The organism is Streptomyces anulatus, from assembly GCF_000721175.1.
Taxonomy (GTDB): Bacteria; Actinomycetota; Actinomycetes; order Streptomycetales; family Streptomycetaceae; genus Streptomyces; species Streptomyces anulatus_C.
Window position 1 is genome coordinate 16,893 of the sequence record NZ_JOEZ01000008.1, and the last position, 12,332, is coordinate 29,224.

Here is a 12,332-nt window from a genome sequence, read left to right on the forward strand (position 1 = left end):
ACCCCAGACATGAGACGGCCCCCGCCGGGACGGCAATCCCGGGCGAGGACCTGACCACCAAGGAAGGCACAAACTTCCCGATGGATACCCAGCACGATATCGCCCTCACCCGCGCCCTCGCGGGAGTTCCCAGGCCTCTCCCGTCCTCCGGCGTGATCCACGTCGCGGCCCCGCACCCGAACCGGTTCACGATCGTCGGCAACCACCTCGCGCAGCATGCCGAGTTGTCTCTCACCGCGATCGGGCTCGGCGTCCACATCCAGTCACTGCCCGCCGGGGCCAAGGTCGGCATCAAGGCGCTCACGGCCCACTTCACCGAGGGCGAGACGACGATCGCCTCCGCCCTGCGCGAACTGGAGGCCCACGGCTACCTGCACCGGACCCGCGTGAGGCTGGCGAACGGCCGGATGGTCACCCGCACGGTTTTCTGCAACCAGCCGGGGGCGGTGCTGCGGGGCGGAGCCGTGGTGGTGCCGATCCCTGTGGTGGCGGCGCCGGTGCCGGTGCCGGAGGTGACGCCCGTGGTGGCGGCTGCGGTGCCTGAACCTGTGTCCGGCCCCACCCCCGTACCGGCAGAATCGCACCCGCCGGTCCGCTTGCCGTCGCGCACCGCGCCCAAGCCGCCGCGCCCGCCGCTCCCCCAGCCCCGCGAACTCACCCCGGAGCTGCAACGGACCGCCTCCGCGCTCCTCGCCGGCCTTCGGCGTCACGCGAAAGAGCTGGTGCTCTCCGAGGACGACGTCGAGGAGCTGATTCCCGGCGTGGCCGCCTGGCTGGAGCGCGACATGCACCCCGACGCGATCCGCCATGCGTTGACGACCGAGCTCCCGTAGCCGCCGAAGTACCCGGCGAAGATCGTCAAGCACCGCCTCACCGTGCTCCTGCCACCACCGCTCCCCGGCACCGAGGACCTCGCGCCTCCCCGCAGAGCTGCGGCCACCCCTTTCCAGACCTGCGAGGGCTGCGACCGGGCCTTCCGCTCCCACCGCCCCGGCCACTGCCGCGACTGCCGGGCCCAGTACTGGGAGGCGGCCTAGCATGAAGGGGACGACCCTGACCCCCGGGCACGATCGAGGAGCTCGCATCATGACCATCGCCTCGGACGATGTACAGCGGGATGCTGCGCACTATCGGGCCATGCGCGACATCGTGGAGCAGATGCGGGAGCGCATCCCGGGCAAGTTCGAGATCACCAAGGAAGGGATCGTGCACGACATGATGGCCCCGGGGCGGCCCCACGAGCTGACGGCGGCCCAGGTGCGCCTGACACAGGCTCTGCGGCAACGGCGGCTTCTCCACGTTGTCGGGCCAGACACTCGCCGTCACCACCGCCACTCCCGCGACGCCGAGCACCACGGTCAGCGGCAACCACTTCTTGTCCATCGGTTGCTGTCCTCTTCGCTTGTCGTGTGTCAGGCGGCGCAGTCGTACTGCTTGGTCAGGTTTTCCACGGCCTCAAGGATCACGGTGCGCGAGTCCTTCTTCAGCGACGCGTAGTCCCAGTCCCGTCCGACGATGGCAACCGGTGAGACCTTGAGGGTGACGCTGATGTACTGCGCGTCGGGCCGCCTCATCTCCTTCGCGCACCTGTCCGGCAGTTGGACCTCACTCCGCCGCTGGCCCACCCAGCCCGTGAGGCCGTCCCCGATGGGGGTGGCGCCCTTCGGGGGGTCGTTCAGCGTTTCGGTGGGCCGTACGTCCAAGGTGTACTGGAGCCGCATGCCGCTCTTGTCGTCGGCGTTCTCCCGATTGACGAAGCAGATGGTGGAGAAGATCGGGTCCACCGACCTGGACACGGATCCCGAGCCCTCCGGGATGAGCCCGTCGACCACGACGGCTCCGCCCTTGCCGTCCTGGAGCAGGCCGGCGGTCCGCTCCGTCAGCATGCCCAGGCACAGGTTCCGCTCGCGCAGCTCCTTGAGCTCCGTCGGCCAGAGGTTGACCGTCGCGACGACCGCCGCCGCGACGGCGAGCACTGCGGGCAGCACCAGGTACTTCTTGTTCATGGCTACGTTGGTCCCGACGGTCAATCCGCGCAGTCGTACCGCTTGGCGAGCCTGGTGGCCACTTCCCGCATCACGGTCACGTTGTTACGCAGCGCGATGTCCGCGTCGACAGGCCGCTTCTCCTCCAGCCTGGCCAAGCGCTCCTCATCCTGCGAGGGCACGTCGAGCGACACCTCGATGTACGGAGCAGTCGAGCCCATACGGGCGGCGCAGCCGGCAGGCAACGTGACCTCGGCTTCGTCGGGAAGCGCCCAGCCGGCGAAGCCGGGACCGAGAGGGACGGAGTCCTTCTTGCGGCCGGGGGCGCTCCGGGTATCCGCGATGAGCAGCTTGTAGACCCCGCGCGGATAGTCGTTGTCCGAATTGGCGCGCAGCACGTAACACGATCTGAATACCGCGTAGTCAGTGGTCTTGCCCTTACTCTCCCACTCCTCCGCGCTGACCTCTCCCCCCTTGCCGTCGTCGATCAGCTCCGCCGTCTCCCGGCTGAGCGCACCATGACACAGGCTCTGCGGCAACCGCGGCTTCTCGACGTTCTCAGGCCAGACACTCGCCGTCACCACCGCCACCCCGGCGACGCCGAGCGTGATCGCCAACGGCAGCCACTTCTTGTCCATCGACTACTGCCCCATCAGCTTGTCGGCCTCGGTCAAGCCGTTCAGGTACCACTCCTTGGCCTTCGGCTGGAGATGGTCCTCGTACTCGCCGGGGCTCGCGTCCAGATCCGTCATCGAGAGCCCTCGTTCCGTGGCCATCTGGCGCAACATGCCGTACATCTGCTTCTGGCCGTAGTCGTAGTGCTTGATCATGTTGTTGCGGGTCTCAGCATCAACCTTGGCGTTCTCCTTGTTCAGGTGCTCGTTCAGACCAGCGTCCACCGTTCGCTGCATCGCATCGCCAGCGAACGGGATGGGTGTGAGCAGCCCGCCGACGATGTGGTAATTGAGCACCCTCTTGTAGGCGTTGGCGTCCTTCTCCGCCTGGCCCAGGTCGTAGATGACATCACCGCGCACGCCGTCGAGGTGACCGAGCACGAAGGCAGACTGCTTGACCCATGCCCGCAACTCTTCGTCTTTCTGGCGGAAGGAGTGTGCCTGGAAGCGATCGAGCCCCTCACTGGTGACCACGGACTGCGAGGCGTGAATCATCTTGTAGGCGTTGGGATCCTCTGCTGTCGCTCGGATGATCCGGGTGAGGTCACCCCGGTCGATCTCGAGCTGGTTGAAGTCGGTAACCCCGTCCATCTCCTTGCCGAGGATCTGGTGCACGTCGGAGCCGTAGTCGGCGATCATGTCGGCCATCGGCAGGCGCATGGTGACGGGGATGGCGCTCTGGTCCTTGTGGAGAGCCGCCGTGTACTCGCCCATCACCCGCTCGAAGATCGCGGTCTCGGCGGCGTCGTGGTGAGCCGGAACCAGGTGCATCGGGGAACCGGGCGCGCGGCCGGTGGCCGCGGCCTCAAGTGCGAGGCCGAGCTCGGCGCGGGCCGAGGTGTACTGCTTCTCGTCCGGCATCTTGCTCTGGACTTCGCCGCCGGGCCACTCCCGGTCCTCCAGGAAGTACTTGAGGTTGTCGGTGGTGTTCGGGTCGAAGTAGTGGGTCGAGGCGGACGGGTTGCGGCTCATGGCGTTCAGCAGGCCCTTCATCGGGTCCTCCTGCGTGCCCTGCCAGTGCCTCAGGGGGCCGTCGTAGGCGTCGTCGTTGCCCGTCTCCCACTCACGGATGGTGTCGCCGACCTCGGTCAGGAAGGCCTCGCTGTAGACCGGGTCGCCCGCGTCCTTCTTCCAGGGCGAGGACTTCTCCTTGGGATCCTTGTTCGGGTCGTACACGGCGTTGTCGCCGGCGTCGGCGGCCATCAGGTCCGTGAGGTTCTTCAGGGTCGCGGCACCGCCCCCGATGGTCCCGGGGTGCTGGCGGGGCAAGCCGTTGCCGTCGCGGGCCGTGGTGATGAGCTTGTCGGTCCAGGCCGAGGTGACACCACCGGGGGAACCGATCGAGGAGTCCGGTCCGGTGGCGGTGGCAAGAGAGCCGGACAGCGCCTTGTAGAGGCGGGCGTCGGTGCTGGAGACCTGGCTGTCCCGGCCGCCCGACTCCAGGCTGCTGGCGAGCAGCAGGACGGCCTCCTGCTGGTCACGGCCCCGGTAGCTGAGGTTCGTCATCAGCTGCTCGGCGAAGGCCGGCGAGTTCTTGCCTTCCTCGGCGAAGGTGAGGAGCCGCTCGCGCTCGTCGTCGTCGAGGTGTTCCCAGCGCGCGTAGAGCTTGGCAGCCTCACGGCCGTTCTCCGCCTGCTGCTTCTCCTCGGCGCGCATCCTCTTGGCGTCGGCGATGCCATTGAGGTCGGTGCTGCCGAAGTCGTTGGGGTGATTGCGGATCAGCGCGCGCAGGCCCCAGGCGCAGATCTCATCGGCTTCGTTGGCACGTTTCAGGATCCCTTCGAGCTTGCCACGCAGCGCCTCGAACTGCGCCTCGGTGGCGAGGGGTTCGGTGCTGTCCTTGGAGCGGCGGTCGGGGTGGACTCGATGGCTGAGAACGCCGTTGGGGTAGATGATGATGCCCGGCGGCGGATTCTCGTACGCGTACTTGAGGTCGTCCTGAGCCGACTTGAAGAGGGTGTGGGCATCACTGAGAAGGTCGCGTACCGACTCCGCTTCGGTGACAGCGTCACTGAATTCATTGGCGGTCTTGGTGACGAACCCCTTGGTTACGGAGGCGTTTTCGCCCGCCCAGCTGGACTTGCCGGCCTTGGACTCCATTGCCTTGGCGTCGGTCTGGAGAGGCGATTTCAGCTTGCCGATCATCTCGGTCCACTGCGTCACCGCCGTGGCGAGCGGGGTGAGCCGGGCGGTGAGGAGCTGCTCGAAGGTGGGCACGGTGGCGACTCCTTACCGGAAGTACTTGCTGATCTGGGAGGCGGGAACGGCCCCGTCCGCCTCTGGGGCAACGGGACCGATGATGCGCAGTTGCGCCTCGATCCACTCGTCGTCGGCCTTGCTCGACTTCTTCGTGTAATCGAGGTGATTGGAGATATGAGCACATGCCTGCAGGAGGGTCTTCACCTGCTTCTCCCAGGTCCCGATCACTTCCGTGAACGCCGCGCCGGTGTCGAACCCGTCGCCCTTGAGGCCCTTACCTGCGGTCTCGCTCGCCGCCTTCGCGTGCTTTCCGGTCGATTCGAGGCCGTTGAACAGGTCGAAGGCGGCGTGACCGATGTCCCCCAGCTCGTCGTCCGCGACCACGTAGTCGGCAGCCCCTTTCGGCCCGGAACCTCCGGTTCCGCCGGTGCCGCCGACCTGGTTCAGCCTCATCGCAGCGGCGGCCTTCAGCTCGCCCCACTCCTGTTCGAACGACATGATCCACACCCCGTGTACTACTAGACAGTCGCCTCGCGCGCGTCACCCTACCTGTGTGATCAAACGATTCTCCAGCAGCGGATCTCCGGCTCTCCCCCCTCTACGCTCTCCCGCGCGCCAGCAACGCGGCGTGCGGCAGCGCCAGCAGCCCGTCCGCCGAACGGAATTCGGCGCACAGCTCGTCGTACGCACGCCGGGCCTCCGCAACGCCTTCCAGCCCCCCGCTGTTGAGGACCTGGCCGATCGCGCCGATCCCCCGCTCGGCCCCCGCCCACCAGGTGTCGGGGTCACAGCGGTGCTCCCACGCGGCCTCGGAACACTCCGCCCCCATGAACCCGGCCGCGTCGAGCAGGGCCGCGAGCCCCTCCCGCGTACGGGGGAAGTCGTCCTCGGCGGCGAGTGCCGGGAGCCAGTCAGGGCGGGTGAGGCCGGCCTCCTGGGCGGCGCGGCCGATCAGGGCCTGGCCGAGGGCTCCGGGTGATCGCCAGATGGTGACCGCCACCCGGCCGCCCGGGCGGGTGATCCGGCGCAGCTCGGCCAGCGCTTCGCGCGGGCGGCCCACGTGGTTGAGGACGAAGTTGCAGACGACCGCGTCGAACGTGTCGTCCGCGTAGGGCAGTTCGGGCAGACGGGCGATGTGCGCCGCCGCGATGCCCGGCACGGCCAGGCGGGTCGCGGCCGCCATGCCGGGTTCGGCGTCGGCCGCGTACACCGTCGCTCCGCGCGCGACCGCCTCCGTGCTCACGGTCCCACTGCCGCAGCCCACGTCCAGGACGCGGCTGCCGGGCCCGGCCTCGGCGGCATCGAGGAGGGCCGCCGCCGGGTGGGCGCAGAGCCGGGCATAGGTGCGGGCGTACGCCTCTGCCTTGCCGGACCAGATGCGCCGCTCGGCGCGGTCGAAGGGAGTGGTCACGTCGGTCACGGCCCGATCCCCTTCGGTTCGAGTTCGGCGAAGTCCTCGTGGAGGGCGTCGAGATGGCGGCCGGTCGGCACGCCGGCCGGGGTCAGTTCCGCCAGCCGCCAGCAAGGCAACTGCTCCTCGACCTCGGTGGGAAGCGACCCGTCCGCCGGGTCCGTCAGGGCGTACAGCACCCCGAACGCGGTCTCCCTGGCGACCTCGCGGGCCAGCGCGCCGAGGTCCTCGGCGGTGAGCCCGGCCGCGAGGGCCCGGTCGACGGCGTCGGCGGCCACCCCGTCGGTTCGGTAGGCGTCCACCCACTGCGGGGCGGCCGTGCCCCAGGCGTCGACGTCCTGCCACACCGTCCGCAGGAGGCGGTAGCGGGCGAGCTGCGGCAGCCCTTCCTCCGCCTCGGACTCGGCCCAGTCCCGGGCGTCGGCATCCGCCCCCAGGGCGCTGAAGAGGGCTGTCAGCCTGTCGAGTTCGGTCATGGGGAGGGAGGCTACCGGCCGTGGCAGGATCGTGGCCCGGGACGGTGGGCAGTGCGGGGACCGATGAGTTCTCGTGGGGCGCGCGGTCAGTACATCCGTAAGAGTGAGAAGCGACGCCGGGCACCGACCGGGGCCCGCCACGACACAGCCAGGAGATCTGATGCGCACCCTGATCAGCACCGCCTTCGTTTCGCTCGACGGCGTCATGGAGGCCCCGGGAGGCGAGCCCGGCTACCGGAACTCGGGGTGGACGTTCAAGGACGTGGAGTTCCTGCCGGAGGCGTACGAGCTCAAGAACCGGGAGCAGGAGGAGGCCACGGCCCTGCTGCTGGGCCGGGCCAGCTACGAGGCGTTCAGCCCGGTGTGGCCGGGCATGGAGGAGTTCGCCGGGTACAAGGCGATGCCGAAGTACGTCGTCTCCACCAAACTGACCGACGGCGACCTGGTGTCCGACTGGGGCGAGACCACGATCCTGCGGTCGCTGGACGAGGTCGCCGCCCTCAAGGAGACCGAGGGCGGCCCGATCATCGTCCACGGCAGCACCGAGCTGAACCGGAACCTCGCGGACGCCGACCTCATCGACCGTTACCACCTGCTCGTCTTCCCGCTCCTGCTCGGCGCGGGCAAGCGCCTGTTCAGCACGACGGACAAGGACGCCCAGAAGCTGAAGCTGGTCGAGCACGAGGCGTACGCGAACGGCATCCAGAAGAACGTCTTCGAGGTCGTCCGCTGACGCGCCCCCGCCCCCGCCCCCGACTCTGCCGGGCCGGTCAGCCGGTGCGTACTCCTTCCAGGACCGCCTCCGCGACCCGCGCGGGCACGATCCCCGTCGTGTCGATCACCTGAGCTTCCCGGCGGAGCCAGTGCAGGGCCTGCTCGTAGTCGGTCAGGTGGTCCAGGCGCCACCGCCGGGCGTCGGCGCTCTCCGGCGCGGTGTCGGTCTCGATGCGTCCGACGAGGGTGTCCCGGTCGGTGTGCAGCAGGAAGTGGTGCACGGGGATGCCGGCCTTCGTCAGGCCGTCGTGGATCTCCTGCCAGTACGCCTCGACCAGGACCGTCTGCGTGACCACCAGCGTTCCGCCCACGTGGTCGAGGACCTGCCGTGCGGCCTCCACCACAAGGCCCCGCCAGGGCGGGAAGTCCTGGAAGTCCTTCTCCGGCACTCCCAGCACGTGACAGAGCATCTCGCCGACCTTCTCGGTGTCGAAGAGCCGGGACTCCGGAAGGAGCGAGGTCACCTCCTTCGCGGTGGTGGTCTTGCCCGCGCCGAAGGTGCCGTTCAGCCAGATGATCATGCCTCCACCCTAGGGCTCCGCCCCGATGGGTTCGCGGGAATCTTTCGATGCTCGGTCGGCATGGACGTACCTCGCCCACCCTCCGTAGGCTGGTGATCACCTACGAGGGGGCAGAGTGAACGGCAATCCGCTGTACCACTGGATAGCGCTGGCAGTGTCCACGGCGCTCGTGTTGCCGGTGCCGGTGGCGATACTGGCAGGGTGGACACCGCCGTGGATGCGGAAGCGACGCGCCGGGATGCGGCTTCGCGCCTACGGCGTCCTGTGCGTCTACGCCTTCCTGCTCGTCAACAGCATCCCCCGGATCGCCGACGCCTCCTTCGACACGGTCATGGCCTGCATGAACGTCGGCTTGGGCTTCATTGCCGCCGGTGTCGTCCTGCTACTGCTCGCGGAGCGCAAGGATTCAGGCGCCCAGCACGCGAGCCCGGTCGAACCTGGGGAGGGCTGAGCGACGCTTCGCCGCGCCTGACCGACGCCCTCCGAGGCCGACGGCATCATCGTGCACCGGCAGCGCACCGCCTACGGCGGTCACTGACGCCAGACCAACGTGCAGCGCCACAACAGGCGTCGGCGCGGCCGGGCGCCGGGCAGAACTCGGCGGGCGGCCGGATCTCCGCTGCCCGATCCGATGTCCGGAGCTCTGTCGAAGCGCCTGGGAAGCTGCCGCATGATCCACCGGTGGTGGTGAGCGGTACGTTCCCACGGGTGGGCGGCTGTGGAATCGGCCGACCGTCTGAAGGACGCGGGCCGCATGGCCGCCACGGCAGGAAGTCCACCATCTCGGGAACGTGACTGCCAGAGGTCACAAGGACCCGGCGGTCCCAAGGACAAGGACAGGGAGCTCGCATGGCATCCATCCACCGCACCACCATGACGCCCACCAAACTGGAGCTCATCACCGGCTGGCTGCCGAAGCAGAGCTGGTACGTGGGCGGCGCGGGAACGCCGGACCTGGTCAAGGCCGGCGGGTTCCGTCTGGATGATCCGGAGGGGGCGGTCGGGATCGAGTTCATGGTCGTGGTGGACGTCGCCGCCGCGCAGGAGCCGGTGGCGTATCTGGTGCCGCTGGGCTACCGGGGAGCGGCGCTGGAGGGCGTCCCCGGCGAGGCGCTGATCGGCACCTCCGAGCATGGGGTTCTCGGTACGCGGTGGGTCTACGACGGGGCCCACGACCCGGTGGTGCTGGCGCAGTTGAGCGCTCTTCTGCGCGGTGAGGCGACACCGCAGCACCAGAGCCTGAGCGACACCCTTGACCCGACGGTCACCGTGCACGGAACCGGCCCCGGCCACGACCACGGGTCCGACGTTCGGATCAGCCGCGTCCTGCGGCCGACGGAAGCCGAGCAGGGGCCGTCGGTACGTCTCGTCGCCGGATGGACCTGGCCGGACGGAACGGCCGCACGGGGAGTGTTCGCGGCCGTCGCGCCGCAGTAGGAGGAGCAGGAGGCACGCGAACGGCCCCCGGCAGGTTGTCACCGGGGGCCGTACAAGAGGCGCTGCACAGAAGGCTGTTACGGCAGGTTGCGCGCCAGGCCGCTACGGCAGGTTGCGCGCCATCACGATGCGCTGGACCTGGTTGGTGCCCTCGTAGATCTGCGTGATCTTGGCGTCGCGCATCATGCGCTCCACCGGGTAGTCCCGCGTGTAGCCGTAGCCGCCGAGCAGCTGGACGGCGTCCGTGGTGACCTCCATGGCGACGTCGGAGGCGAAGCACTTCGCGGCCGCGCCGAAGAACGTGAGGTCGCCGTCGACGCGCTCGGACTTGGCGGCGGCCGCGTAGGTGAGCTGGCGGGCCGCCTCCAGCTTCATCGCCATGTCGGCGAGCATGAACTGTATGCCCTGGAAGTCCGCGATCGGCTTGCCGAACTGCTTGCGCTCCTGGACATACCCCTTGGCGTAGTCCAGCGCGCCCTGGGCGATGCCGAGGGCCTGGGCCGCGATGGTGATGCGGGTGTGGTCCAGGGTCTTCATCGCCGTGGCGAAGCCGGTGCCCTCCTCGCCGATCATCCGGTCGGCGGGGATGCGGACGTTGTCGAGGTAGACCTCGCGGGTCGGCGAGCCCTTGATGCCGAGCTTCTTCTCCGGGGCGCCGAAGGAGACGCCCTCGTCGGACTTCTCGACGACGAACGCCGAGATGCCCTTCGAGCGCTTGGCCGGGTCGGTGACCGCCATGACCGTGTAGTACTCGGAGACGCCCGCGTTGGTGATCCAGCGCTTCACGCCGTTGAGGACCCAGAAGTCGCCGTCGCGCACGGCCTTCGTCTTCATGCCCGCCGCGTCGGAGCCGGCGTCCGGCTCGGAGAGGGCGTACGAGAACATCGCGTCGCCCTTGGCGAGCGGGCCCAGGTACTTGGCCTTCAGCTCCTCGGAACCGGAGAGGATCACCGGGAGCGAGCCGAGCTTGTTGACGGCCGGGATCAGGGACGAGGAGGCACAGGCGCGGGCCACCTCCTCGATCACGATGACCGTGGCGAGCGCGTCGGCGCCGGCGCCGCCGTACTCCTCGGGCACGTGGACGGCGTGCAGGTCCGAGGCGACCAGGGCGTCCAGCGCCTCCTGCGGGAAGCGGCTCTCCTCGTCGACCGCGGCGGCGAAGGGGGCGATCTTCGTCTCGGCGAGCGCGCGGATGGTCTCGCGGAGCATGTCATGCTCCTCGGCCGGACGGTACAGGTCGAAATCGGTCGAACCCGCCAAGACGCTCACTCCCCAGATGCTAACTACCGTTAAGTAACTCAATTTTAGTGCGACGACCGCCCGACGGCATACGCGACGAGCACGTGAGCTTGCCGACAGGGGTGGGACATAGGTGATGTACCGGTCAGATGGAGCGATGAATCCCGCCCTCCCGGCCCCCGACTATGCTCGGTCCGCACGTCCGTCCGCATCTCCCAGGAGCACTCCATGGCCCTCAGGATCACTGTGATCGGCACCGGCTATCTCGGCGCCACCCATGCCGCGGCCATGGCCGAGCTGGGCTTCGAGGTCCTGGGGCTGGACGTGGTGCCGGAGAAGATCGAGCTGCTCTCCACCGGCCGTGTGCCGATGTACGAGCCGGGGTTGGAGGAGATCCTCCAGAAGCACGTCGCGGGCATCGAGGGCTCCACCGGGCGGCTGCGGTTCACCACCTCCTGGGAGGAGGTGGGGGAGTTCGGCGACGTCCACTTCGTCTGTGTGAACACTCCGCAGAAGCACGGCGAGTACGCCTGCGACATGAGTTACGTCGACAGCGCCTTCGACTCGCTGGCCCCGCACCTGACCCGGCCCGTCCTGGTCGTCGGCAAGTCGACCGTCCCGGTGGGCTCCGCCGCCCGCCTCGCGGCCCGTCTCGCCGAGCTGGCCCCGGTGGGCGAGGGAGCCGAGCTGGCCTGGAACCCGGAGTTCCTCCGCGAGGGCTTCGCCGTGAAGGACACCCTGCACCCCGACCGGATCGTCGTCGGCGTCACGAGCGAGGGGGCCGAGAAGCTGCTGCGCGAGGTGTACGCCGGGCCGGTCGCGGATGGCTCGCCGTTCGTGGTGACCGACTTCGCGACGGCCGAGCTGGTGAAGACCTCCGCGAACTCCTTCCTGGCCACCAAGATCTCCTTCATCAACGCGATGGCCGAGGTCTGCGAGGCCGCCGACGGGGACGTCGTGAAGCTCGCGGAGGCCATCGGGCACGACGAGCGCATCGGGAAGAAGTTCCTGCGGGCCGGGATCGGCTTCGGCGGCGGCTGCCTGCCCAAGGACATCCGCGCCTTCATGGCGCGCGCCGGCGAGCTGGGCGCGGACCAGGCGCTCACCTTCCTCCGCGAGGTCGACTCCATCAACATGCGCCGCCGCGGCCACATGGTGGAGCTGGCCCGGGAGGCGGTGGGCGGCGACTCGTTCCTCGGCAAGCGGGTGGCGGTGCTCGGCGCCGCGTTCAAGCCCGACTCCGACGACGTACGCGACTCCCCCGCCCTCAACGTCGCCGGTCAGATCCACCTCCAGGGCGGCCAGGTGACCGTGTTCGACCCGAAGGGGATGGACAACGCCCGGCGCCTGTTCCCGACCCTCCGCTACGCCGACTCCGCGCTGGAGGCGGTGCGCGGCGCGGACGTGGTGCTGCACCTGACGGAGTGGCGCGAGTTCCGGGAGCTGGACCCGGCGGAGCTGGGCGAGGTGGCCGCCCGGCGGATCATCCTGGACGGCCGTAACGCCCTGGACAGCGCGGTGTGGCGCGAGGCCGGGTGGACGTACCGGGCGATGGGCCGCCCGAAGGCGTAGGGCGGTTCAGGGCCGGACAGGCCCTGGGACCGGCACGGCTCCAG

13 protein-coding genes and 2 pseudogenes are annotated in these 12,332 nt (G+C 69.1%); 6 read left to right on the plus strand and 9 right to left on the minus strand.

Annotated elements, in window-relative coordinates:
* The first annotated feature begins 80 nt into the window (after positions 1 to 80).
* Together IG90_RS39305 and IG90_RS47055 are read left to right on the plus strand one after the other, a co-directional pair.
* A pseudogene (locus IG90_RS39305) lies at positions 81 to 1,037 on the plus strand (hypothetical protein).
* Between the two features lie 49 nt (positions 1,038 to 1,086).
* Positions 1,087 to 1,497: a hypothetical protein gene (locus IG90_RS47055; RefSeq protein WP_030581340.1), complete on the plus strand. Its 411-nt coding sequence runs from the start codon at positions 1,087 to 1,089 to the stop codon at positions 1,495 to 1,497.
* On the opposite strand, the gene IG90_RS0111070 is transcribed toward IG90_RS47055, so the two are convergent.
* The 6 genes from IG90_RS0111070 to IG90_RS0111095 form a co-directional block, all read right to left on the minus strand.
* Positions 1,413 to 2,006, minus strand: a complete 594-nt coding sequence (locus tag IG90_RS0111070; protein WP_030581343.1) for a hypothetical protein — start codon at positions 2,004 to 2,006, stop codon at positions 1,413 to 1,415. The two genes, IG90_RS47055 and IG90_RS0111070, sit on opposite strands and share 85 nt — an antisense overlap.
* Before the next feature lie 20 nt (positions 2,007 to 2,026).
* Complete coding sequence (locus tag IG90_RS0111075; RefSeq protein ID WP_030581346.1) at positions 2,027 to 2,623, minus strand: hypothetical protein; 597 nt, start codon at positions 2,621 to 2,623, stop codon at positions 2,027 to 2,029.
* A 3-nt stretch (positions 2,624 to 2,626) separates the two neighbouring features.
* Positions 2,627 to 4,876, minus strand: a complete 2,250-nt coding sequence (locus IG90_RS0111080) for a DUF6571 family protein (protein ID WP_030581349.1) — start codon at positions 4,874 to 4,876, stop codon at positions 2,627 to 2,629.
* 12 nt (positions 4,877 to 4,888) lie between these two features.
* Positions 4,889 to 5,356: a hypothetical protein gene (locus tag IG90_RS0111085; RefSeq protein ID WP_030581352.1), complete on the minus strand. Its 468-nt coding sequence runs from the start codon at positions 5,354 to 5,356 to the stop codon at positions 4,889 to 4,891.
* 100 nt (positions 5,357 to 5,456) lie between these two features.
* The gene (locus tag IG90_RS0111090) at positions 5,457 to 6,278 is read right to left on the minus strand and encodes a class I SAM-dependent methyltransferase (RefSeq protein ID WP_030581355.1); all 822 of its coding nucleotides are present in this window, start codon (positions 6,276 to 6,278) and stop codon (positions 5,457 to 5,459) included.
* Positions 6,275 to 6,745: a hypothetical protein gene (locus IG90_RS0111095; RefSeq protein WP_030581358.1), complete on the minus strand. Its 471-nt coding sequence runs from the start codon at positions 6,743 to 6,745 to the stop codon at positions 6,275 to 6,277. Before IG90_RS0111095 ends, IG90_RS0111090 begins: the two co-directional genes overlap by 4 nt.
* Positions 6,746 to 6,905: 160 nt before the next feature.
* On the opposite strand from IG90_RS0111095, the gene IG90_RS0111100 reads away from it, so the two are divergent.
* Positions 6,906 to 7,478, plus strand: coding sequence for a dihydrofolate reductase family protein (locus IG90_RS0111100; RefSeq protein WP_030581361.1), 573 nt, complete (start codon positions 6,906 to 6,908; stop codon positions 7,476 to 7,478).
* A 37-nt stretch (positions 7,479 to 7,515) separates the two neighbouring features.
* Here IG90_RS0111100 and IG90_RS0111105 read toward each other — a convergent pair whose 3' ends face one another.
* Positions 7,516 to 8,040 (minus strand): P-loop nucleotide/nucleoside kinase family protein, encoded by a 525-nt coding sequence (locus IG90_RS0111105; RefSeq protein WP_030581363.1) that lies wholly within the window; start codon positions 8,038 to 8,040, stop codon positions 7,516 to 7,518.
* 217 nt (positions 8,041 to 8,257) lie between these two features.
* On the opposite strand from IG90_RS0111105, the gene IG90_RS0111110 reads away from it, so the two are divergent.
* A complete protein-coding gene (locus IG90_RS0111110) occupies positions 8,258 to 8,491 on the plus strand; it encodes a hypothetical protein (RefSeq protein ID WP_157846356.1) in 234 nt (77 codons plus the stop codon).
* 155 nt (positions 8,492 to 8,646) lie between these two features.
* Here IG90_RS0111110 and IG90_RS45725 read toward each other — a convergent pair.
* Positions 8,647 to 8,842 (minus strand): annotated as a pseudogene (locus tag IG90_RS45725) (hypothetical protein); the annotation flags it as partial.
* A gap of 47 nt (positions 8,843 to 8,889) precedes the next feature.
* Between IG90_RS45725 and IG90_RS0111115 the strand changes: the two are divergent.
* Positions 8,890 to 9,477, plus strand: a complete 588-nt coding sequence (locus IG90_RS0111115) for a maltokinase N-terminal cap-like domain-containing protein (RefSeq protein WP_030581369.1) — start codon at positions 8,890 to 8,892, stop codon at positions 9,475 to 9,477.
* Positions 9,478 to 9,579: 102 nt separating this feature from the next.
* Here IG90_RS0111115 and IG90_RS0111120 read toward each other — a convergent pair whose 3' ends face one another.
* Positions 9,580 to 10,737, minus strand: a complete 1,158-nt coding sequence (locus tag IG90_RS0111120) for an acyl-CoA dehydrogenase family protein (RefSeq protein ID WP_030581372.1) — start codon at positions 10,735 to 10,737, stop codon at positions 9,580 to 9,582.
* 207 nt (positions 10,738 to 10,944) lie between these two features.
* On the opposite strand from IG90_RS0111120, the gene IG90_RS0111125 reads away from it, so the two are divergent.
* Positions 10,945 to 12,288, plus strand: coding sequence for a UDP-glucose dehydrogenase family protein (locus tag IG90_RS0111125; protein ID WP_030581379.1), 1,344 nt, complete (start codon positions 10,945 to 10,947; stop codon positions 12,286 to 12,288).
* Positions 12,289 to 12,332 lie beyond the last annotated feature (44 nt).

Bases quoted from the DNA above. Each gene is read 5' to 3' on its own strand.
- IG90_RS47055 (WP_030581340.1), top strand. From the start codon at position 1,087: ATGACCATCGCCTCGGACGATGTACAGCGGGATGCTGCGCACTATCGG.
- IG90_RS0111070 (WP_030581343.1), bottom strand. From the start codon at position 2,006: ATGAACAAGAAGTACCTGGTGCTGCCCGCAGTGCTCGCCGTCGCGGCG.
- IG90_RS0111075 (WP_030581346.1), bottom strand. From the start codon at position 2,623: ATGGACAAGAAGTGGCTGCCGTTGGCGATCACGCTCGGCGTCGCCGGG.
- IG90_RS0111085 (WP_030581352.1), bottom strand. From the start codon at position 5,356: ATGTCGTTCGAACAGGAGTGGGGCGAGCTGAAGGCCGCCGCTGCGATG.
- IG90_RS0111095 (WP_030581358.1), bottom strand. From the start codon at position 6,745: ATGACCGAACTCGACAGGCTGACAGCCCTCTTCAGCGCCCTGGGGGCG.
- IG90_RS0111100 (WP_030581361.1), top strand. From the start codon at position 6,906: ATGCGCACCCTGATCAGCACCGCCTTCGTTTCGCTCGACGGCGTCATG.
- IG90_RS0111105 (WP_030581363.1), bottom strand. From the start codon at position 8,040: ATGATCATCTGGCTGAACGGCACCTTCGGCGCGGGCAAGACCACCACC.
- IG90_RS0111110 (WP_157846356.1), top strand. From the start codon at position 8,258: ATGCGGAAGCGACGCGCCGGGATGCGGCTTCGCGCCTACGGCGTCCTG.
- IG90_RS0111115 (WP_030581369.1), top strand. From the start codon at position 8,890: ATGGCATCCATCCACCGCACCACCATGACGCCCACCAAACTGGAGCTC.
- IG90_RS0111125 (WP_030581379.1), top strand. From the start codon at position 10,945: ATGGCCCTCAGGATCACTGTGATCGGCACCGGCTATCTCGGCGCCACC.